General features: G+C 28.4%; 22 protein-coding genes. All 22 read left to right on the top strand.

The features are described 5' to 3' along the window. Positions 1-14: 14 nt before the first annotated feature. Positions 15-659, top strand: a complete 645-nt coding sequence (locus tag ABUA17_RS02475; protein WP_042397038.1) for an O-methyltransferase — start codon at positions 15-17, stop codon at positions 657-659. Positions 660-663: 4 nt separating this feature from the next. Further along, positions 664-1,908: a peptidase U32 family protein gene (locus ABUA17_RS02470; protein WP_042397036.1), complete on the top strand. Its 1,245-nt coding sequence runs from the start codon at positions 664-666 to the stop codon at positions 1,906-1,908. 15 nt (positions 1,909-1,923) lie between these two features. After that, the gene (udk, locus tag ABUA17_RS02465; protein ID WP_042397032.1) at positions 1,924-2,541 is read left to right on the top strand and encodes a uridine kinase; all 618 of its coding nucleotides are present in this window, start codon (positions 1,924-1,926) and stop codon (positions 2,539-2,541) included. A 44-nt stretch (positions 2,542-2,585) separates the two neighbouring features. Next, on the top strand, positions 2,586-4,214 hold the full coding sequence (locus ABUA17_RS02460) for a peptidoglycan D,D-transpeptidase FtsI family protein (RefSeq protein ID WP_042397029.1): 1,629 nt from the start codon (positions 2,586-2,588) through the stop codon (positions 4,212-4,214). An 89-nt stretch (positions 4,215-4,303) separates the two neighbouring features. Then, positions 4,304-4,999: an RNA polymerase sporulation sigma factor SigK gene (sigK, locus tag ABUA17_RS02455; RefSeq protein WP_042397027.1), complete on the top strand. Its 696-nt coding sequence runs from the start codon at positions 4,304-4,306 to the stop codon at positions 4,997-4,999. A gap of 115 nt (positions 5,000-5,114) precedes the next feature. Beyond that, the gene (locus ABUA17_RS02450) at positions 5,115-6,170 is read left to right on the top strand and encodes a type IV pilus twitching motility protein PilT (protein WP_154820431.1); all 1,056 of its coding nucleotides are present in this window, start codon (positions 5,115-5,117) and stop codon (positions 6,168-6,170) included. A gap of 550 nt (positions 6,171-6,720) precedes the next feature. Then, positions 6,721-7,842 (top strand): cell division protein FtsZ, encoded by a 1,122-nt coding sequence (ftsZ, locus tag ABUA17_RS02445; RefSeq protein ID WP_042397021.1) that lies wholly within the window; start codon positions 6,721-6,723, stop codon positions 7,840-7,842. A 255-nt stretch (positions 7,843-8,097) separates the two neighbouring features. Further along, the gene (locus tag ABUA17_RS02440; protein WP_055276006.1) at positions 8,098-8,898 is read left to right on the top strand and encodes a sigma-E processing peptidase SpoIIGA; all 801 of its coding nucleotides are present in this window, start codon (positions 8,098-8,100) and stop codon (positions 8,896-8,898) included. A gap of 9 nt (positions 8,899-8,907) precedes the next feature. Beyond that, positions 8,908-9,615 (top strand): RNA polymerase sporulation sigma factor SigE, encoded by a 708-nt coding sequence (sigE, locus tag ABUA17_RS02435; RefSeq protein WP_042397015.1) that lies wholly within the window; start codon positions 8,908-8,910, stop codon positions 9,613-9,615. 82 nt (positions 9,616-9,697) lie between these two features. Then, positions 9,698-10,471, top strand: coding sequence for an RNA polymerase sporulation sigma factor SigG (gene sigG, locus ABUA17_RS02430; RefSeq protein WP_042397011.1), 774 nt, complete (start codon positions 9,698-9,700; stop codon positions 10,469-10,471). A gap of 191 nt (positions 10,472-10,662) precedes the next feature. Then, entirely contained in the window at positions 10,663-10,944 is a 282-nt protein-coding gene (locus tag ABUA17_RS02425; protein WP_055276004.1) for a YlmC/YmxH family sporulation protein, read from the top strand. A gap of 60 nt (positions 10,945-11,004) precedes the next feature. Next, complete coding sequence (gene nrdR / locus ABUA17_RS02420) at positions 11,005-11,463, top strand: transcriptional regulator NrdR (protein WP_042397164.1); 459 nt, start codon at positions 11,005-11,007, stop codon at positions 11,461-11,463. Between the two features lie 233 nt (positions 11,464-11,696). Beyond that, entirely contained in the window at positions 11,697-12,437 is a 741-nt protein-coding gene (gene pgeF / locus ABUA17_RS02415; protein ID WP_042397004.1) for a peptidoglycan editing factor PgeF, read from the top strand. A 19-nt stretch (positions 12,438-12,456) separates the two neighbouring features. Beyond that, positions 12,457-13,155: a winged helix-turn-helix domain-containing protein gene (locus ABUA17_RS02410; RefSeq protein ID WP_042397002.1), complete on the top strand. Its 699-nt coding sequence runs from the start codon at positions 12,457-12,459 to the stop codon at positions 13,153-13,155. Positions 13,156-13,158: 3 nt separating this feature from the next. Beyond that, on the top strand, positions 13,159-14,838 hold the full coding sequence (locus tag ABUA17_RS02405; RefSeq protein ID WP_042396998.1) for a HAMP domain-containing sensor histidine kinase: 1,680 nt from the start codon (positions 13,159-13,161) through the stop codon (positions 14,836-14,838). Positions 14,839-15,082: 244 nt separating this feature from the next. Then, on the top strand, positions 15,083-15,931 hold the full coding sequence (locus ABUA17_RS02400) for a phosphate ABC transporter substrate-binding protein (RefSeq protein ID WP_042396995.1): 849 nt from the start codon (positions 15,083-15,085) through the stop codon (positions 15,929-15,931). 90 nt (positions 15,932-16,021) lie between these two features. Then, positions 16,022-16,915, top strand: a complete 894-nt coding sequence (gene pstC, locus ABUA17_RS02395) for a phosphate ABC transporter permease subunit PstC (RefSeq protein WP_042396993.1) — start codon at positions 16,022-16,024, stop codon at positions 16,913-16,915. A gap of 2 nt (positions 16,916-16,917) precedes the next feature. Then, complete coding sequence (pstA, locus tag ABUA17_RS02390) at positions 16,918-17,742, top strand: phosphate ABC transporter permease PstA (protein WP_042396991.1); 825 nt, start codon at positions 16,918-16,920, stop codon at positions 17,740-17,742. Positions 17,743-17,838: 96 nt separating this feature from the next. Continuing rightward, positions 17,839-18,603, top strand: a complete 765-nt coding sequence (pstB, locus tag ABUA17_RS02385) for a phosphate ABC transporter ATP-binding protein PstB (protein WP_042396990.1) — start codon at positions 17,839-17,841, stop codon at positions 18,601-18,603. 96 nt (positions 18,604-18,699) lie between these two features. Then, positions 18,700-19,356, top strand: a complete 657-nt coding sequence (gene phoU, locus ABUA17_RS02380) for a phosphate signaling complex protein PhoU (RefSeq protein WP_042396988.1) — start codon at positions 18,700-18,702, stop codon at positions 19,354-19,356. A gap of 109 nt (positions 19,357-19,465) precedes the next feature. After that, complete coding sequence (locus ABUA17_RS02375) at positions 19,466-20,803, top strand: radical SAM protein (protein WP_042396986.1); 1,338 nt, start codon at positions 19,466-19,468, stop codon at positions 20,801-20,803. Then, positions 20,803-22,122 carry a ribosome biogenesis GTPase Der gene (gene der / locus ABUA17_RS02370; protein ID WP_042396983.1) on the top strand — a complete coding sequence of 440 codons (1,320 nt, stop codon included), beginning with the start codon at positions 20,803-20,805 and terminating at the stop codon, positions 22,120-22,122. Before ABUA17_RS02375 ends, der begins: the two co-directional genes overlap by 1 nt.

Here is a 22,122-nt window from a genome sequence, read left to right as displayed (position 1 = left end):
TACGGAGGTTTAGTATGAGTGGAGTTACCTACGACTATATGGAAGAATATATTAGAGGATTAATTCCTGAAAGTGAAGGAAAACTAAAAGAGTTAGAAGACTTTGCTAAGGAAAATGGAGTGCCTATAGCTCAAAAAGAAACAATAAAGTTTTTAGAGTTCATGGTAAGCATGAAAAAGCCACTTAGAATTTTAGAGCTTGGTACTGCTATTGGATATTCTGCAATTATAATGTATGAAGCAGCAGGATGTAATCCTCATATAACTACCATAGAGAGAAGCGAAGAAATGATAAAATATGCAAAAGAAAATATAAAAGCATATGGTTTAGAAAATAATATTACTATAGAGGCAGGAGATTGTCTTGAAGTATTAGAAAGATTAGAAGAACCTTATGATTTAATTTTCATGGATGCAGGAAAAGGTCACTATAATCACTTTTTACCACATTGTTTAAGATTATTAAAAGATGATGGAATAATAATTGCTGATAATGTGTTATTTAGAGGAATGGTTGCAAGTGATGATTTAGTTAAAAGAAGGAAAATTACAATAGTTAAGAGAATGAGAACTTACTTAGATTTAGTATCACAAGATAAGGACTTAATTACTTCTGTAATTCCAATGGGAGATGGAATTGCTATAACTAGAAGGAGGTAAATAAATGAGAAAACCTGAAATATTAGCTCCAGCTGGTAATTTAGAAAAGCTAAAAATAGCTATAGATTTTGGAGCAGACGCAGTATATATTGGTGGAGGCAAATTAAATCTTAGAGCATTTTCAAATAATTTTTCAAATGAAGAAATGATTGAAGGTATTAAATATTGTCACGATAGAGGTAAGAAAATTTATGTAACATTAAATGTTTTTGCTAGAAATCATGATTTGCCTTCAGCAGGAGAATACATAAAAGGTCTTTATGATATAGGTGTAGATGCAGTTATAGTTGCAGACCCATCATTAATTGCTATATGTAAAGAAGTAGCACCAGAATTAGAAATACATTTAAGTACACAAGCAAATACTGTTAACTGGATGGCAACTAAATTCTGGTATGATTTAGGAGTTAAGAGAATAGTATTAGCTAGAGAATTAACTTTTAAAGAAATAAATGAAATAACTGAAAATATTCCAAAAGGATGCGATATTGAAGCGTTTATTCATGGTTCAATGTGTGTAGCTTACTCTGGAAGATGTTTAATATCAAATTATATGATTAAAAGAGATGCTAATAAGGGAATATGCGGTAATGTATGCAGATATAAATATCACTTAGTTGAAGAAACTAGACCAGGTGAATATTATCCTGTAATAGAAGACGATAATGGAACATATATAATGAACTCAAAAGATTTATGTATGATTCATTATATTCCTGAACTTGTTAAGAGTGGTATTTATTCTTTCAAGATTGAAGGAAGAATGAAGAGTGAATTCTATGTTGCTTCTGTAGTAAAAGCATATAGAGAAGCGTTAGATAGTTACTGGGAAAATCCAAGCAACTATAAGTTTAAAGATGAATGGATGGATATGCTTAGAAAAGTAAGTCATAGACCATATCATACAGGATTCTACTTAGGTATTAATGGTGAGCAAAACTATGATGACGCTGGCTATGTTAGAGATTACGAAATAGTTGGTATGGTTAAATCATATGATCCGGAAACAAAGACAGCAACAGTTCTTCAAAAGAATAGAGTATTCGAAGGTGAAGAAGTTGAAGTTTTAAGACCAGAAGTTCCATATTTTAAAATTAAACTAGAAGATATGTATGATTTAGATAAAGATAAGAAAACTGATGTTGCCAATAGAGCACATATGATGTTTACTGTAAAGGTTGATGTTCCTTTAAAGGTAAATGATATGCTAGTAAAAGCAAATAACGTTATTAACATAAACAACAACTAAGGAGGAAATGCAGTAATGTCTAAACCAATATTAATAGGAATTACTGGAGGAACAGGCTCTGGTAAAAGTACAATTGCTGATGCGTTATATTCTAATTTTTCAAATGATTGTATTGCAATGATACAACAAGATATGTATTATAAGGATCAAAGCCATTTATCAATGGAAGAAAGAGTTAAAACAAATTATGATCATCCTATGGCTTTTGATAATGATTTATTAGTAGAGCATTTAAAAGCTTTAATAAATGGAGAGTCTATAGAAAAACCAAGTTACGACTTTACTGTACATAATAGAGCAAAAGAAACTACAACAGTTGAAGCAAGAGATATAATTTTAGTTGAAGGTATATTAATTCTTGAAGATCCAAGAATAAGAGAACTTTTAGATATTAAAGTTTATGTTGATACAGATGCTGATATTAGAATTCTAAGAAGACTTGTAAGAGATATTAACGAAAGAGGAAGAACTGTTGAATCAGTTGTAGATCAATATCTTAATATTGTAAGACCAATGCACTTACAATTTACTGAGCCTTCAAAAAAATATGCAGATATAATTATTCCTGAAGGTGGACATAATTATGTTGCTATAGATTTATTAATGGCAAAAATCAGAGATATATTAAAGTAACTTGAATAAAACACCTTTTCTTAGGCTAGAATTTAGCTAAGGAGGTGTTTTTTTTGTATGGTTTTAAAATTAATAATAAAAAATCACTTGCAGTGGGGATAGTATTTTTTAGCATTTTTATTGCTTTAACTATAAGATTATTTTTTCTAATGATAAAGCCAACTAGTACAGTTCAAGGAGAACTTGAAAATCATCAAGTTGAATATACTAGTGATAAGAATTATAAGATTTTTGATACTAATGGAGAAAGTTTAATAAATTATAAAAATAAATATGTAATGGTTCTTGATACAAAGCCTTTTAAGTTAAACAATTATGAAGAAACATTACAAGATTTATTAGCTTTGAATTTTATTATGAAATCTGAAGATGAATCTTTTAATTTTTCTGATATTATGCAACAAAGTGGAAAAATTTATTATAATATCACTAAAGAAACATACGATAAAATAAATAAACTTAATGATATAAAGGGAATATATACTTATGTTTATGATGAATTAGATTTAAAAGAAAGTTGGAGAGTTGAGAATATTATAGCATCAATTGATAAAGATAATGTTGAAGAAGGATCTTTTGAAAGTGAAGTTGTTAGTATAATACAAGATAATAAGAGACCAACTACTGGGTTTTATTTAGATGATAAATCTATTTATAGAACTAATGAAACAAATTCAGGTGTAAATAATAAGAATATAAGACTTACAATAGATAGTTCAATGTCAGATAAAATTAGAGATGTTTTAAAAGATGATTCATTTAGTAATTTAGATAATGTTGGTGTTGTTTTATTAGAAGCAAATACGGGTAAAATAAGAGCAATGGTTCAAAAAGATGAATCAGAAGCTAATGTAAATTTAGGAATAGGTCAATTAGGATTTGAACCAGGATCTATATTTAAAATTTTAACTGAGGCTATTGCATTAAATGAAGGGTTGGTAAATGTAACTGATACTTTTACTTGTAATGGAAATATTTGCACGAATTCAGGAAAGTCTTATGCTCATGGAACTTTAACAGTTAATAAAGCATTTGAGGTATCTTGTAATGATATATTTGCAAAATTAGGTCAATTAATAGGATATGAAAATTTGTTAAAGTATACAACTAATTTAGGATTATATAACAAAGTACTAGGTTTAGCAGGTGAAAATAGAGAAGAGGCAGTAGGGGTAATGCCAAAGCTAACTGATGGAGTAAGCAATTTTGCTATTGGGCAATGTGTAACTGTAACTCCACTTCAAATTGCTGGTGCTGTTAATGCTATAGTTAATGATGGTATTTATATTAAGCCATCACTTATCGAAGCAATTGTAGATGATGATAATAATGTTATAGAAAATATTCAAAATGAAGAAAATAGGATATTTACATCAACAACATCAAAATTAGTTAAAAATAGTATGAGTAATGTTATAACAAATGGTACTGGTACTGCAGCTAAGGTAGATGGTATAATACAAGGTGGTAAGACAGGTACAGCTACAGGTGAAGGTGGTGCAACAACTCACGGTTGGTTTGCTGGTTATTTTGAACTTGACAATAAATTATATACATTAGTAATTGTTGCTCCAAATATAAATGGTGTAGATGAAAATGGAACAGAACTTGCTGGAGGAAATACAGCAGCACCAATATATAGAGAAATAATAAAAGCATTAATAAGTGAATAAAATTTGGGAATAAAATTAATTTGCAATCTTCAAGCAATATTTTTAGAAAATATCATATTATATAATAAGCACTACTAGGAGGAAGCTTAGTGATATTTTTTAGTAATATTTTGGAGTTGTTCTGTACGAATTTTTTCCTTACAGGATATATTTCAGGTAACAACACTTTTCCACAGCCTTTGGATGAAAAAGAAGAAGAAAAATATCTTGAACTATTAAAATCAGGTGATAAGAAGGCTAAAGGAGTATTGATAGAAAGAAACCTTAGGTTGGTTGCACATATTGTGAAAAAGTATCAAATACCGAATAAAGATATAGATGAACTTATATCAATCGGTACAGTAGGGTTAATTAAAGCAATTGATTCATTTGATGCATCAAAGGGAACAAGATTAGCTACATATGCATCTAGATGCATTGAAAATGAAATTTTAATGCTCTTTAGAAGTAGTAAAAAACAAAAAGGAGAAACATTTTTACATGATCCGATAGGCGTTGATAAAGAAGGTAATGAAATAAGTTTAATTGATGTTTTAAGTAGTGATAAAGATTCTGTGGTTGATAAAGTTGAAACCAATATACAAATAAAAGCTCTTTATTCTAAAATTAATACAGCGCTAAGTGAAAGGGAAGGAGAAATTATAAGGATGAGATATGGATTGGTAGATGGTAAATGCAAAACTCAAAGAGAAATAGCAAGTCTACTTGGGATATCAAGATCTTATGTTTCGCGGATAGAAAAGAAAGCTTTAAAGAAATTAAAGAAAGAACTTACAACAAAATGACAAAAAAGGTAAAAAGTTTACAATGTTAGTTGTAATTTTTGGATTATTTTACTAAACTATAAATAGAGATAAAAATATGATATACGATTAGAGATTAGATTAGGGAGAAAATAATATGTATGTATTACAAGAACTTTTAAGAAAAACGATAGAAATGAAGGCATCAGATTTACATTTAACTGTTGGGTTGCCACCAACTATAAGATACAATGGAAAACTTATCCACTTAGGAGATGAGAAATTATTACCAAATGATGTTGAAGAGTTTTCTAAAGAAATATTGCAAGAAAAATATGAGGAATATTTAAGTATTGGAGAGTTTGATACATCTTATTCTGCACAAGGAATCGGAAGATTTAGAGTAAATGTTTTTAAACAAAGAAATAGTGATGCTATAGCAATAAGAGTTATTGCACTAAAAATACCAACATTAGATGAATTAAAGCATCCAGCAGTTCTTAAAGATATTGTAACTAAAAAAAGAGGGCTTGTTTTAGTTACAGGACCTACAGGTAGTGGTAAAAGTACAACATTAGCAGCTATGATCAATGAAATAAATAATACAAGACAAGCACATATAATAACTTTAGAAGATCCTATAGAATACTTACACAAGCATAATAACTGCATCGTTAATCAAAGAGAAATTGGTAAGGATAGTAAGAGTTACGGAAATGCATTAAAAGCTATATTAAGAGAAGATCCAGATGTGATTTTAGTTGGAGAAATGAGAGATTTAGAAACTATATCAATTGCAATTACAGCTGCTGAAACTGGACATTTAGTATTTTCTACATTACACACAATTGGAGCAGCAAAAACTATAGATAGAATAATAGATGTATTCCCACCACATCAACAACAACAAGTTAAGATACAATTATCATCAGTATTACAAGCAGTTGTATCTCAACAACTATTACCTAATATTGAAGGCAATGGTCGTGTTGCAGCTTTAGAAGTAATGGTGAGTACTCCAGGAATACAAAACTTAATTAGAGAAGGTAAAACACATCAAATTGAATCAGCTGTTCAAACAGGTAATAAATATGGTATGAAAACTATGGATATGGCTATAGCTGAGTTATATAAAAAGGGTGTTATATCAATGGACACAGCAATGACATATGCAGTAGATAGAGAAACTTTAAAAAGATTAATGATTTTATAAAAATTTAAGGGCGTAAGAAATTACGTCCTTTTGTTATAAGTAAATTCAAACTTTAAGTTTAATAAATTAAATTTATTAAAATGAAGGGGATTTTAGAGTTTTCATAAATAAAATCCAATTATAATTTAGTGAATGAAAGTAGCTTATAAGAATAAATGTGAATATATATTTTCAATAAAAATAAAAAAATGTTAAAAGTTAGAGGAATTTTTAAAGTTTTGTTGAATATATTATATGATGAATTAAAATATAGTATTTTAAAATTAGCAATTATTATTATATAGAATAAAGATATAGAAGTAAATTATAGTACATTATAGGATAAAAGCAACATTTTTTGATCATTTTTTTATGAAATCTAAAAAAATCATTACAATTTTCTTCAATAGTTAGCATTTTACTATTGTTAACATATATGTAATGATGTAAAATTAGAGTACGGAATAATTTATGTTTAATACTATAATTAAGCTAATTAAGAAGAACTAATAAAGTAATATTATGAAAGTATTTTAATTACTAATAGAGAGAGTTTTAAGGAGGAGTTATTTTGTTAGATTTCGAGTTAGATATGCAGGAATTAACTAATATAAAGGTAATTGGATGCGGTGGTGGCGGTGGTAACGCCGTTAATAGAATGATCATTGAGGGGTTAAGAAATGTTGAGTTTATAGTTGTTAATACTGATAAACAAGCATTATTGCTTTCACAAGCTAATACAAAGATTCAAATAGGTGAAAAACTTACAAAAGGTCTTGGAGCTGGAGCAAATCCTGAAATCGGGAAAAAAGCTGCAGAAGAAAGTAGAGAAGAAATAGCAGAAGCAATAAAAGGTGCTAACATGGTATTCATTACTGCTGGTATGGGCGGAGGAACTGGTACAGGTGCTGCTCCAGTAGTTGCAGAAATTGCAAAATCTATGAATATTTTAACTGTTGGTGTTGTTACTAAACCTTTCCCATTTGAAGGAAAGAGAAGAATGAGACATGCTGAAATGGGATTAGAAAATTTAAAGCAACATGTTGATACATTAGTTATAATACCAAATGAAAAACTTCTTGCTATGGCAGATAAGAAAACAACATTATTAGATTCATTTAAATTAGCAGATGGTGTGTTAAGACAAGGGGTACAAGCTATTTCTGACCTTATTACTATACCAGGGGTAGTTAATGCCGACTTTGCTGATATTGAAACAGTAATGAAGGATAAAGGGTTAGCACACATGGGTGTTGGCTATGGAAAAGGCGATAATAAAGCACAAGATGCTGTTAGACAAGCAATTTCATCTCCTTTATTAGAAACTTCAATAGATGGAGCTACTGGAGTTATAATAAACTTTACTGGTGGAGTTGACTTAGGAGCAATTGAAGTTTATGAAGCTGCAGAAATAGTAAGAGAAGCAGCTGATATAGATGCTAATATCATCTTTGGTGCAGTTATAGATGAAACTTTAAATGATGAAATAAGATTAACAGTTATTGCAACAGGATTTGAAGAAGATAATGGTAAAGTAACTACTTCAGCACCTGAAGCAAAAATTGACCCAAAGCCTGTAGCAGAAACTATTAAGAAAGAAGAAGAACCTATTAAGGCAACTCATAATGATCCATTATTAGATTTAGATAGAGAAAGCGTTAATATACCAAGCTTCTTAAGATCAAGAAAGTAAAATTTAATAATTATAATATAAAATAAATAGAAATTGTAATAATTACAATTTCTATTTATTTTTTTGTTTTTAATTAAGGGTATAATTATATTATAAAAGTGATTAAAAATGAAATAAAAGATTTAATATTATATATAAGAATAATTGGGAAAAATATGTAAAAAAACTGTGTTTAAAAAATAAATTTACCTCCGTTAAAATGACAAAAAAAATTTAGAGATAAGGCTATAATTTATATATTGAGGTGATAGAAATATGGAAGTATATATTGATATTTATATATTTGAAAATATAGTAATCAATTTATTCTTGCTATTACTTACTTTCAAATTATTAAGGTTTAGTTTTAATAAGAAGAATATATGCATTGCAGCGGTTTTAGGAGGCTTATACGGGTTAGTTATTTTTTGTAATGTAAATTTATTAAATTCCATAGCATTTAAATTATTGATACCTGCAATTATGATATATATTTCTTTAGAAAGTAAAAAATTTAAATATGTATTAAAATCGATATTGGTCTTTTTTATGTTAGCTTTTATGCTAGGAGGAATATGCTTTGGAGCTTTACAAATGCAAAACACATATATGATTGGACAGGCGTTTGTAGTTGAAAACAATTCAATAAAATATATAGTGTTATCTGTGGCGATTGTATTTATTTTTATAAATAGAATTGTTGATTTACTTAAAGATAGAGCCTTAGTTAAAAATTTCTTATATGATATATATATTACCGAAGGAACAAGAACAGTACTAGTAAAAGGATTTTTAGATACAGGAAATGAATTAAGAGAGCCGGTAACAAATTTACCATGTGTTATTGTTGAGAATAACTATTTTAATCAATTTGATATTCCAGATGATAAAAAATTTATTATTAAATATGATACTATAAACGAAGTTGGAGAAGTTAAAGGTTTTAAAGGGAATATAATGATAAAAAATGAAGATAGTAATAGCTGGACAAGGGTTGATGCAATAGTATGCGGATGTGAGAGAAAGTTGAGCAAAGAAGATGAGTTCCAAGCTTTGTTATCAAGGGGTATAGTATAAGGAGGATATATGGGAAAATTAATTTTATTATTAAATAAGTTTTTATCTAAATTTAATATTTTCAGAAAAAGAGTAGATTATATAGGTGGAAATGATGCACTTCCACCACCACTAAAAAAGGATGAAGAAGAACAGTTAGTTGGAAAATTAGCAAGTGGTGATGAGGAAGTAAGAAATACTCTTATAGAAAGAAACTTAAGATTAGTAGTTTATATTGCAAGAAAATTTGAAAATACAGGAGTTGGAGTAGAGGACTTAATTTCTGTTGGAACAATAGGTCTTATAAAGGCAGTTAATACATTTAATCCTGAAAAGAAAATCAAATTAGCAACCTATGCATCAAGATGTATTGAAAACGAAATTTTAATGTATTTAAGAAGAAATACAAAAGTTAAGGCAGAAGTATCATTTTATGAGCCTTTAAATATAGATTGGGATGGAAATGAATTATTGCTATCAGATATATTAGGTACTGAAAATGATACAGTATACAATTTAATTGAAGACGAAGTTGACAAGCAATTATTATTTTTAGCATTAAAAAATTTAAATGAAAGAGAAAAAGAAATTGTGAAGTTAAGATTTGGTCTTTCAGGCAATACGGAAAAGACTCAAAAAGAAGTGGCAGATATGCTTGGTATATCTCAATCTTATATTTCAAGATTAGAAAAGAAAATAATAAATAGATTAAAGAAAGAAATAAATAAAATGATTTAAGGTTGTCTTTAGTATAAAACAATCCTCTAACGGAAATAATTTTAAATGCAGTATGTTATTACTTCTGAAGGAGTGATTGACTTTGATTATCAACAAAGTTGAAATTTGTGGGGTAAATACTTCCAAATTACCAGTACTAAAGGAAAAGGAAAAAAGAGAACTCCTATTAAAGATGAGAAACGGAGATACACAAGCAAGAGAAACTTTTATTAAGGGTAATTTAAGATTAGTTCTAAGTGTTATTCAAAGATTTAATAATAGAGGAGAAAATGTAGATGATTTATTTCAAGTTGGCTGCATTGGATTAATGAAATCAATAGACAATTTTGATTTATCTCAAAATGTAAAATTTTCTACATATGCTGTACCGATGATAATAGGAGAAATAAGAAGGTATTTGAGAGATAATAATTCTATTAGGGTAAGTAGATCTTTAAGGGATGTAGCTTATAAAGCTTTATTAGTAAGAGATAAATTGATAAAGGATAATAATAAGGAGCCAACAGTGTCCCAAATAGCAAAAGAATTAAATATACCTAGAGAAGAGGTTGTTTTTGCTTTAGATGCAATTCAAGATCCAGTTTCATTATTTGAGCCAATATATCATGATGGAGGAGATGCCATTTATGTAATGGATCAAATTAGTGATTCTAAGAATAGCGATGATAGTTGGCTAGAGAATATTTCAATCAAAGAAGCTATGAAAAAATTAAATGACAGAGAAAAATTAATTTTAACATTAAGATTTTTTAATGGAAGAACACAAATGGAAGTTGCAGATGAGATTGGAATTTCACAAGCGCAAGTTTCAAGATTAGAAAAAACAGCATTAAAGCATATGAGGAAGTATGTATAGGACTCTTTGAGTCCTATTTTTTTTGCTAAAAAGATGATATAATCTAAGATTATGAGGGGTGGACAAGTATTGATATTTTAAATACTTCTTAAGGTATAAACAAAGTATAAATAATTTAATAAAATGAAAGGTCACATCATATATATAAATATGGTAAAAGAAAATACATATTTAAGGTGGAGGAGATAATTATGGAGAGTGACTTAATTTTATATTCTGTAAATGCTATAAGAAGTATGGAGGTAGTTGATATATCAACAGGAAGTAAGCTTGGTTATATTAGAGATTTTAAAGTAGATTTAGAAACTAATAAAATAGTATCAATATTTTTACCTTCTAACAGTAATAAAGGTTGGTTTTCTAAAGAGGATGATATAGAGATACCATGGGAAAAAATAGTTAAAGTGGGAGTTGACGTAATAATTGTAGATGCAACAGGTATAGAAATCAATCAAGATGAAAATAAAATATAGTATTAATTACAAAAAAAATGTATAATACAAATATAACTATAAGGGAAAGGCGTGATTTGTTTGAAGTGTCCTTTTTGTTTTTATGATGAAAGTAAAGTTGTAGATTCTAGATCAACTGATGATAACACAACAATAAGAAGAAGAAGGGAATGTAGTAGTTGTGGCAGAAGATACACAACTTATGAAAAAATTGAAGATATTCCGATTTTAGTTGTTAAAAGAGATTCTACAAGAGAAAACTTTAATAGAGAAAAAATAGTAAATGGACTTATTATTGCATGTCAAAAGAGACCTATATCTAGAAAGCAAATTGAAGAATTAGCAGAAGATATTGAAAAGAATATTTCTAATAATATGTTAACTGAAGTTGAATCAAGTGTAATTGGTGAAATGGTAATGGATAGGTTAAAAAATCTTGATGAGGTTTCATATGTAAGATTTGCATCTGTATATAGGGAATTTAAGGATATAACTACATTTATTGAAGAGATAAATGTATTAAGAACAAATAATAAATAAAATGGGCTACCTATGGGTAGTCTTTTTTATAGATATAATAAATCAATCAAGGCAAATTACCTTGTTATTTAAGATTAGATAAGGATTTAATATGCAATAATGATTATATATTCAAAAATATAAATCATAGAATTTTATTTCAAAGTTAAAATCATGTTAAAAGTTATATAGATTAATTGGTAAATGGATATCTAAAATGTTAAAATACACATATAGAAATATAGAGGTGGATTATGAATTATTTAAATGTTAATGATTTTAAGGTTTTTAAAGATTTTTGGGTTTTAGAAGGCGAAAAGATTAATTTAGTATTTTCTAATGCAGAAATGAATAGAAGCTTTAACAGACATACTGAAGAGGGAATAAATAACCTTTTATCATTAAAGGAAGACTTTAATGTTAATGAAGTGCAGTATATAAGACAAATACATAGTGACAAGGTTTTTGTTTATAAAGGTAATGACGAAGAATTTATTGAAAATGAAGGCGATGGAATAATAACAAATGAAAAGTCTGTTATAGTTGGTGCATTTACAGCTGATTGTGTACCAGTACTATTAGTGGATGAAGTAAAGTGTGTAGTTGGGGCTGTTCATAGTGGTTGGAAGGGAACATTTAATGACATAAGCAAGAAGGCTGTAGAAAAAATGATTAAAGAATATGGTTCAAATGTTGAAGATATAAGAGCATATATTGGACCACATATAAGACAATGCTGCTATGAAGTATCTGAAGAACTAAAAGAAAAATTTATTGAAAAATTTAATATGATTCCTGAAGAAAATCTTTTTAATGGAAGAAATTTAAGCATGGAGCTTTGTATAGAAAGTGATTTAAAAACTATTGGATTAAAAGATGAAAATATATATTCATTAAAACTTTGTACACATTGTGAAAAAGAAAGTAAATTATTTTCTTATAGAGCTAGTAATGGTACTTACGGAAGGTTATTTTCATTTATTTATATTAAATAAAATTTTGGGGTGATAGAAAATGGCAAATGAAAAAATATTAGTGGTAGATGATGAAGAACATATTTTAGAACTTATAAGCTTTAATTTAACTAATAATGGATATAAAGTAATTAAAGCTAATAATGGAATTGATGCAGTAAGGCTAGCAATTGAAGAAAAGCCAAAGTTAATTTTATTAGATTTAATGATTCCTGGTAAAGATGGATATGATGTTTGCAGGGAAGTTAGAAGTAATAGTGAAATAAGAAATATTCCAATAATAATGCTTACTGCTAAAAGTGAGGAACTTGATAAAATATTAGGATTAGAATTAGGTGCAGATGATTATATCACTAAACCATTTTCTGTAAGAGAATTGCTTGCAAGGGTAAAAGCTGTGTTAAGAAGATTTTCAGTGGTTGAACCAGAAAGTAGTGTTTTGGTATTTGGAAATCTAAAAGCTGATTTTGAAAAAAGAGAAATACATGTTAAAGATAAAAAACTTGATTTAACACTTAAAGAATTTGAACTTCTTGAAATTTTAATTAGGAATAAAGGAAAAATACTAACTAGAGATACCTTACTTGATAAGATATGGGGATATGAATACATAGGAGAAACGAGAACAGTAGATGTTCATATAAGATATTTAAGAAAAAAAGTTGAAGAGGATGATAAAAATCCTAAGCTAATCGAAACTATAAGAGGAGTGGGATATAGATTTAATCCCAATTGTTAAAACATGAAAAAAAGAATTATAACATCAGTAATTATTACTGTAATTTTTGCTTTAATAATTGTAACTAGCTCGTTTATAGCATTAGTTAATATTAGTACAATAAATGATGCAAAAGAAACTCTAGCACTATATAATTCGATTTTAGCAAAGGAAGAAACTTTTAGTGAGGTAGATTTATCTTTATATAAATTTAAAGGAAATTTAGTGCGTTTTACTGTTATAAATAAAGATGGTGATGTAACGTTTGATAATGAAGTTAGTGGCCTTGATAATCATAATAATAGGCAAGAAATTATAGATGCTTTTGAAAATGGGACTGGCAGTAGTGTGAGATATAGTGAGAGTTTAGGAACTAATCTTGTTTATTATGCAACTAAAATTGATGACAATACGGTACTAAGAAGTTCAGTGTCAATAAGTGCAATTAAGGTATTTACATCAGGAGCTTTAAAGTATTATATTGCAATAGTAATTGCTGTGTTTATATTATCTTTAATATTTGCAATAAAACTTGTAAGAATAATAGTATACCCTATTAAAGAACTTGAAAAAGTTACAACGAAAATAGCAAATGGAAATTTAAATAAAAGAGCAATTGTTTATAATTATGATGAAATTGGGTTTTTAGCACAAACTTTTAACAATATGGCAGATCAGCTTGAAATAAAAATAAAGGATTCTTTAGATAAACAAAATAAACTTGAAGCTATTTTAGAAAGTATGGAAAGTGGCGTAATTGCTATTGATAATAATGAAAAAATAATTTTGATAAATCCATATTCTAAAAAGTTATTTGCTCTAAAGGAAGATATTATAGGAAAAAATTTATCAGATTGTATTATAGATTATGATTTAATAAACTTTATTAGAGAAATGCCTGAAATAGGTGCAAGAGAAATTAAATTATTTCATCCAGTGGAAAGAGAGTTAAGGGTTAAAAAGGCGCCAATTATTAGTGGTTCAAAAAATACAATGGGAGTTGTAATTTCTGTACTTGATATTACTGATATTAAAAGATTAGAAAACATGAGAAGTGAATTTGTAGCAAATGTTTCACATGAATTAAAAACTCCATTAACTTCAATAAAGGGATTTTCAGAAACGTTAAGATATGTAGAGGATAATGAAACTAAAAATAAGTTTTTAGATATTATTGATAAGGAATCGGAAAGATTAACTAATTTAATAAATGATATTTTAGTGTTATCTAACATAGAAAATCTTCATAAAATGGATCATGAATGTTTTAAACCAGGAGAAGTGGTTGAAAATGTTTTAGAAATAGTAAAAAGTCAAGCCTTAAAGAAAAATATATCTATTGAGTATAAAGATGAATTTAATAATAAAATCATAGGTAGTAAAGATAAATTTCATCAGTTAGCACTTAACTTAATTGAAAATTCAATAAAATATTCTAATGATGGGGCAATTGTTAAAATTAATTTAACTTTAGAGGGTGAATATTTTATATTTAAGGTCAGTGATAATGGTATAGGAATTCCTAAAAATGATATTCCAAGAATATTTGAAAGATTTTATAGAGTGGATAAATCTAGGTCTACAAGGGGAACTGGGCTTGGATTAGCTATAGTTAAGCATATTGTAAAATTGTTTAATGGAGATATAAGTGTAGAATCAGAACTTGGAGTAGGAAGTACATTTACTGTTAAAATTAAAAAATAATTATTATAAAAAATAATAAAAATGCAAATAAAGATAATGTAGTGAAATATTTTTATATTTCCTGCTTATCTTTATTTTTTTTATTATTACAGAATAAGACAAAAATATACCAGTTTAACATTCTCTTAACATTTCTCTAACCCTATTTAACATTTTAGTAATATTAGTTTAACTTTAGAGGAATAATATTATTTGTGTAAGGTATATGAATAAAAAATTCATTTATGAAAGTGGAGGAATAAAAATGAGAAGTAAAAAATTGAAATTAATGGTAGGGGCATTATTAGTTACTATGGTTGGAGCTACATTTGTAGGATGTGGATCTAATGAATCAGCAGAAGGAGATAAAGCTGGTTCTGGAGCAGTAACTATTTCAATTTCAGGTTCAACTTCAGTAGGTCCATTAATGGAAAAAGTTCAAGAAATTTATGAAGAAGAAAATAGTAATGTTACATTAGAAATACAACAAAATGGTTCTGGAGCAGGAATTAAAGATGTTATTGGAGGAGTTTCAGAAATTGGAATGTCTTCAAGAGAATTAAAGGATGAAGAAAAAGGTTCAGTAGAGGGAACTACTATAGCATATGATGGAATTGCTTTATTAGTAAATCCAAATAATACTGTTAAAAACATATCTTTAGAAGATGTTAAAAAGATATATACTGGTGAAATAACAAATTGGAAAGACTTAGGTGGAGAAGATGCACCAATCGTAGTTGTTTCAAGAGAAGAAGGTTCAGGAACTAGAGATGCATTCCAAGAAATTGTTGGATATGAATCAGAAGAATTAACAAAAGATGCATCAATCTCAGATGGTAGCGGAGCTGTTAAAACTACAGTAGCTGGAAATAAAAATGCAATTGGATTTGCTTCTTTTGAATATATTGATGATACAGTTTCAGCTTTAAGTGTTAATGATGTTGAGCCAACAGCTGAAAATGTTAAAGCTGGAGATTATAAAATTTCTAGACCGTTCTTATTAGTAACTTCAAAAGATACTTTAACTGACGAAGGACAAAAATTAATTGACTTTGTATTAAGTTCAGAAGGTCAACAAATAGTAAAAGATAACAAATTAATAACTATAGAATAACAAAAATATATTGTAAAAATGCCTCTCATGAAGAGGTGTTTTTACAACATGAATCAATATTAGTGTGTTATTACCATTAGGAGGACTAAAATGGTAGAGGAAAATAAAAAAAATAAAAGTAAATACATCGTAGATAAAGTTACAAGAGCAATATTTTTAATATGTGCACTTATAGCGGTTGTAAGTTTAGTTTTAATAATAGGATTTGTATTTTATAAAGGATTAAGACCATTTTTTGCAGAAGGTAAATCATTTATTCAATTTATTTTTGGTACTGAATGGTATCCAACATCAGAAAATCAAAAGTATGGTATATTACCAATGATAATTGCATCTATTTATGGTACGATAGGGGCTTTAATAATAGGAGTGCCAATAGGCTTGTTAACAGCAATATTTATTTCAGAAGTAGCACCAAAAGGTGTATCAAAAATTATTATTCCGGCAGTTGAACTTTTAGCTGGAATTCCATCTGTATTATACGGATTATTTGGTTTGGCAGTAATTGTTCCATGGATACAGAATACCTTTAATTTACCACAAGGACAAAGTTTATTAGCAGTAATTATAGTTTTAGCAGTTATGATGCTTCCAACAATAATTTCAGTTTCTACTACTGCAATAAAGGCTGTTCCAAAAAGTTATAAAGAAGGATCTCTTGCGCTTGGAGCTTCACATATAGAAACAACATTCAAAGTTGTTGTACCTGCAGCAAAGTCAGGTATACTTGCAGCAATAGTTTTAGGTTGCGGTAGAGCAATTGGGGAAACAATGGCTATTATATTAGTTGGAGGAAATTCAGTTCAAATACCTACATCTATTTTTGATAAGGTTAGACCTCTTACAAGTAATATAGCCTTAGAAATGGGATATGCAACTCAATCACACCAAGAGTTATTATTTGCTACAGGTGTTGTATTATTTGCATTCATATTAATATTAAATTTAGTTATTTCTAAACTTTCTAATAAGGAAGGTAAGTAAAAATGAGAAAATTTAAAGAAAATATCTTAAAGATATTATTATATTTATCAGCATTAATAACTGTTGGGATTTTAGTATTTATAATAGGATTTATATTTTTAAAAGGATATAAACTTATAAACTTTAATTATTTATTTGGTGAATATAAACCATCAGGTGGTGGTGGAATTAAACCATTTATAATTTCAACTTTATATACTATTGGATTATCATTAGTTATTGCTACACCAATAGGTGTATTAGCAGCAGTTTATTTACAAGAATATGCTAAGCAAGGAAGATTAGTTAGAATAATTAGATATTCAACTGAAGCTCTTGCAGGTATACCGTCAATCGTATATGGATTATTTGGTGCAGCATTTTTTGTAACAACATTAAAGTTTGGGTATTCGCTTATAGCAGGATCTTTAACTCTTGCAATAATAATTTTACCAGTAATTATTCGTACAACAGAAGAAGCTTTAAAGGTAGTTCCTCCATCATATAGGGAAGCATCACTTGGACTTGGAGCAACAAGATTTCAAACTTTATACAAAGTTATACTTCCAAGTGCAATCCCAGGTATTCTTTCAGGGGTAATACTATCAATGGGGCGTGTAATTGGAGAATCAGCAGCACTTTTCTTAACAGCAGGTACAGTTTATAAAATACCTACAAGTATAATGTCAAGTGGTAGAACTTTAACAGTTCATGCATTCCTTGAAACTAAGGAAAAAGGTGATATTGCATCAGCAGCTGCTGCTGGAATAGTTTTAATTGTAATGATTTTTATTTTAAATCTTTTAGCTAAGTTTGTTAGCAAGAAATTTAATAAAGCAAATTATTAATATTTAATTTTAAGTATAGTGAAGTAATGAATAGTTTTTAATTATGATATGAAACTATTTTAATGAAAGAAAATCATAAGATTTTGAGGTGTAAATATGTCAAATATAATTAAGCCTGAGATTCAGGTTAAAAATTTAGAACTGTTTTATGGTGATAATAAAGCATTAAAAAATATAAATTTAGATATAGAATCGAAAAAGGTTACAGCATTAATAGGTCCTTCAGGATGTGGTAAATCAACATTTTTAAGAACTTTAAATAGAATGAATGATTTAATTGAAGGTGTAAAGATTAACGGTCAAATATTAATTGATGGAAAAGATATATATAAGGAATATGATGAAATAGATTTAAGAAAAAAGGTTGGTATGGTATTCCAAAAGCCAAATCCATTTCCTATGTCTATTTATGATAATATAGCTTATGGTCCAAGAATCCATGGAATTAAAGATAAAAAGAAATTAGATGAAATAGTAGAAACAAGTTTAAGAGGTGCAGCTCTTTTTGATGAAGTTAAAGATAGATTAAAAAAATCTGCTTTAGGCCTTTCTGGTGGGCAACAACAAAGATTATGTATTGCTAGGACTATAGCGGTTTCACCAGAAATAATATTAATGGATGAGCCTACATCAGCATTAGATCCTATTTCAACTAATAAAATGGAAGAACTTATGGATCAATTAAAAAAACAATATACTGTAGTAATTGTTACTCATAATATGCAACAAGCAGGAAGAATTGCTGATAAAACTGCATTTTTCTTATCAGGTGAAGTAATTGAATATGGTAAGACAGAAGATATATTCTACAGACCAAAGGATAAGAGAACAGAGGATTATATCACAGGAAGATTCGGATAAAATTTAAATTGGATAAAGTTAAGTATTGCTAAGTATATATTAAAATTTAAATATAAATATGATTTCAATGCAATTAAGTGAGTAGGGAGTGAGATAATGACAAGAAATCTTTTAGATAAAAGAATGAAACTTCTAAAGTCTGAGCTTGCTGAAATGGGAAGTTTAGTAGAAAAGCAAATATATAATAGTATAGAAGCTTTTAAAAATAAAGATATGGTCCTTGCAAAGCAAGTAATGGATAATGATGATAAGGTTGATGAATTAAATAGAAAAATTGAAGAGCAATGCTTAAAGCTTATGGCTATGGAATCTCCTGTAGCAACTGATTTAAGAAAGATATTTACTACTTCAAAGATAGTTACAGATTTAGAAAGAATGGCTGATTATGCAGTTGATATTTGTAAAATAGCTCAAAGAGTAGAACTTGATGTACTAGGTGAAGAATGCGAACCAATTTGGCAAATGGTTGATATTTTAAGAAAAATGATTAAAAAATCAATAGAAGCATTTGTTGCAAATGATGTAGAAGCTGCTTATGAAATTTGCAAAATGGATGATGAAGTTGATATTTTATATCGTGGATTATTCAATGATATGCTAAAGAAGATGGCAAAAGATGAATCAATCATAAATAAAGGAGCACAAATGTTATTTGCATCTAAGTACCTAGAGAGAGTTGGAGACCATGTTACAAATATTTGTGAATGGATAATTTTTTCGTCAAAAGGTGATTATGTAGACTTAAATGAGTAATAATAAAGAATATGGGGGAAACCTATATTCTTTTTTTGTTAGTTGACAAAAATAAAAATATTAGGTTAATATATCATAGAGATGGTAGGTAATTATAGGAGTGGACATTATGAAAAATGTAATAACAAGTGTAATGCCTGATAGTATTGCTGAAGAAGTCGGCATTGAGGAAAATGATATTTTATTATCAGTAAATGGAGAAAAGATAGTTGATATTATAGACTACAGGTTTTTAACGAACGATGAAGAAATAGTTTTAGAAATACAAAAACCAAATGGAGAGATCTGGGATTACGAAATAGAAAAAGACTATGGCGAAGAATTAGGTCTAGAATTTGGTGGCGGTATTATGGATAAGGCAAAAAGATGCAGTAATAAATGTATGTTTTGCTTTATAGATCAAAATCCTAAAGGTATGAGAGAAAGCTTATATTTTAAAGATGATGATTCGCGTCTTTCTTTCCTTCAAGGTAACTTTGTTACTTTAACTAATATGAAAGAGGAAGATATAGATAGAATTATTAAATATAGAATAAGCCCTATAAATATTTCAGTGCATACAACAAATCCAGAACTAAGAGTAAAAATGCTTGGGAATAGATTTGCAGGATCTGTTTATGATAGAATAAAAAGACTAGCAGAGGCTGGAATTGAAATGCATTGTCAAATAGTTCTTATACCAGAAGTAAATAATGGTGAAGAACTTAAGAGGACTATTACTGAATTATATGAACTATATCCTTCAGTTGCCAATGTTGCAGTAGTACCTATAGGAGTTACGAAGTATAGAGAAGGATTAGTTAAAGTAAAAACATTTAACGAAGAAACTTCAAGAAAAGAATTAGAAATGATTATGGAATTCCAAAAAAGATTTATGGAAGAAATAAATGATCCATTTGTAAGATTTTCTGATGAGTTTTATTTAGTTGCAGGCATAGATGTGCCTGAAGAAGATTTTTATAACGGATATGAGCAAATAGAAGATGGAATTGGAATGATTAGATGTTTCAGAGAAGCCATAAATTATACTGCTCAAGATTTAAATAAAAATATAAAAGGAACTTTTTCAGTACCAACAGGTAAACTTGCTTATGAAGAAGTAAAAAGTGGAATGAAAAAGTTAATGGACGTTAACCCTAATATTAAGATAGATACATATAAAATTATTAATAATTTCTTTGGTGAAACAATAACTGTTGCAGGACTTCTTACTGGAACTGATATTATTGGGCAATTAAAAGGAAAAATTAATAGTGAGTACTTAATCATGCCAAACAACATGTTTAGAAAAGGATATGAATTAGGCCCAGCTGAATATATCATGCTAGATGATACAAGAGTAGAAGATATAGAAAGAGAGTTAGGGGTTAAGGTTCTTGTATGTGATCATACAGGAGAAGATATAGTAAGCATAATAAACGATGCGTGTCAGGAGGAAATAAAATAATGGCAAAACCAATAGTTGCTATAGTTGGAAGACCTAATGTAGGTAAGTCTACATTATTCAATAAATTAGCAGGAAAAAGAATTTCAATAGTTCAAGATACACCAGGTGTAACAAGAGATAGAGTATATGCAGAGGCTGAATGGCTTAATCATACTTTCACAATGATTGATACTGGTGGTATAGAACCAGAAAACCAAGATATAATAGTTAAACAAATGAGAAGACAAGCAAATATTGCTATAGAAACTGCGGACGTAATAATGTTTGTAGTTGATGGTAAAGAAGGAATGACTGCTGCTGATAATGAAGTTGCAACAATGCTAAGAAAGTCTAAGAAGCCAGTAGTTTTAGTTGTTAATAAAATTGATAACTTAAAAGATGAAGAAAATGCTTGGGAATTCTACAATTTAGGTATTGGAGATCCAGTAGCTGTATCTGCAGGACAAGGAAAAGGACTTGGAGATATGCTTGATATGGTAGTTGAGCATTTTGATTCAATTGCTGCAAAAGAAGAAGAAGAAGATGACATAAAGATTGCTATGATAGGTAAACCTAATGTAGGAAAATCATCTTTAATAAACAGATTATTAGGAGAAGATAGATTAATAGTATCTGATATAGCAGGTACTACAAGAGATGCTATCGATAGTAAGATTGAATGTGAATTTGGTAAATTTACATTAATTGATACTGCTGGTCTTAGAAGAAAGAGCAAAGTTAAAGAAGAAATCGAAAGATATTCTGTAATTAGAACACTTGCCGCTGTTGAAAGAGCTGATGTATGTATTTTAATGATAGATGCTACAGAAGGTGTTACTGAGCAAGATGAAAAGATAGTAGGCTTTGCACATGAATTAAATAAGGCTATAATGGTTATAGTAAACAAATGGGATCTTATTGAAAAAGACGATAAGACTATGGATAACTATAAAAAAGACTTACAAAGCAAGCTTAAATTTATAAAATATGCTAAGTTCTTATTTATATCAGCATTAACTGGCCAAAGAGCACATAAAGTTTTAGAAGTTGCTAGAGAATGTTATGATAATTATGATAAGAGAGTTGGTACTGGTGTATTAAATGATGTTATAAGTAAAGCAATATTAATGAAAGAACCACCAGTAGTTGCATTAAAGAGATTAAAAATATACTATGCAACTCAAGTAGCTACAAAACCACCAAAGTTTGTATTCTTTGTTAATGATTCTAGCTGCAGACACTTCTCTTATGAAAGATACTTAGAAAATCAATTAAGAGATAATTTTGATTTCAGTGGTACTGGAATACAAATAGAATATAGGGAGAGAAAGGATAATTAA

The sequence above is a fragment of the Clostridium sp. RTP31139st1_H3_RTP31139_211217 genome, from assembly GCF_040227035.1.
Lineage (GTDB): Bacteria > Bacillota > Clostridia > Clostridiales > Clostridiaceae > Clostridium > Clostridium saudiense.
The sequence above is the reverse complement of the archived record's forward strand: the minus strand, read 5'-3'. Positions and strand labels throughout refer to the sequence as shown.

Coding starts and splice junctions, on each gene's coding strand:
- ABUA17_RS02410 (WP_042397002.1), top strand. CDS start 12,457: ATGGCAAATGAAAAAATATTAGTGGTAGATGATGAAGAACATATTTTA.
- ABUA17_RS02405 (WP_042396998.1), top strand. CDS start 13,159: ATGAAAAAAAGAATTATAACATCAGTAATTATTACTGTAATTTTTGCT.
- ABUA17_RS02425 (WP_055276004.1), top strand. CDS start 10,663: ATGGAGAGTGACTTAATTTTATATTCTGTAAATGCTATAAGAAGTATG.
- pstB (WP_042396990.1), top strand. CDS start 17,839: ATGTCAAATATAATTAAGCCTGAGATTCAGGTTAAAAATTTAGAACTG.
- ABUA17_RS02400 (WP_042396995.1), top strand. CDS start 15,083: ATGAGAAGTAAAAAATTGAAATTAATGGTAGGGGCATTATTAGTTACT.
- pstC (WP_042396993.1), top strand. CDS start 16,022: ATGGTAGAGGAAAATAAAAAAAATAAAAGTAAATACATCGTAGATAAA.
- sigE (WP_042397015.1), top strand. CDS start 8,908: ATGGGAAAATTAATTTTATTATTAAATAAGTTTTTATCTAAATTTAAT.
- ABUA17_RS02440 (WP_055276006.1), top strand. CDS start 8,098: ATGGAAGTATATATTGATATTTATATATTTGAAAATATAGTAATCAAT.
- der (WP_042396983.1), top strand. CDS start 20,803: ATGGCAAAACCAATAGTTGCTATAGTTGGAAGACCTAATGTAGGTAAG.
- udk (WP_042397032.1), top strand. CDS start 1,924: ATGTCTAAACCAATATTAATAGGAATTACTGGAGGAACAGGCTCTGGT.
- phoU (WP_042396988.1), top strand. CDS start 18,700: ATGACAAGAAATCTTTTAGATAAAAGAATGAAACTTCTAAAGTCTGAG.
- ABUA17_RS02450 (WP_154820431.1), top strand. CDS start 5,115: ATGTATGTATTACAAGAACTTTTAAGAAAAACGATAGAAATGAAGGCA.
- pstA (WP_042396991.1), top strand. CDS start 16,918: ATGAGAAAATTTAAAGAAAATATCTTAAAGATATTATTATATTTATCA.
- ABUA17_RS02470 (WP_042397036.1), top strand. CDS start 664: ATGAGAAAACCTGAAATATTAGCTCCAGCTGGTAATTTAGAAAAGCTA.
- ABUA17_RS02475 (WP_042397038.1), top strand. CDS start 15: ATGAGTGGAGTTACCTACGACTATATGGAAGAATATATTAGAGGATTA.
- pgeF (WP_042397004.1), top strand. CDS start 11,697: ATGAATTATTTAAATGTTAATGATTTTAAGGTTTTTAAAGATTTTTGG.
- ABUA17_RS02375 (WP_042396986.1), top strand. CDS start 19,466: ATGAAAAATGTAATAACAAGTGTAATGCCTGATAGTATTGCTGAAGAA.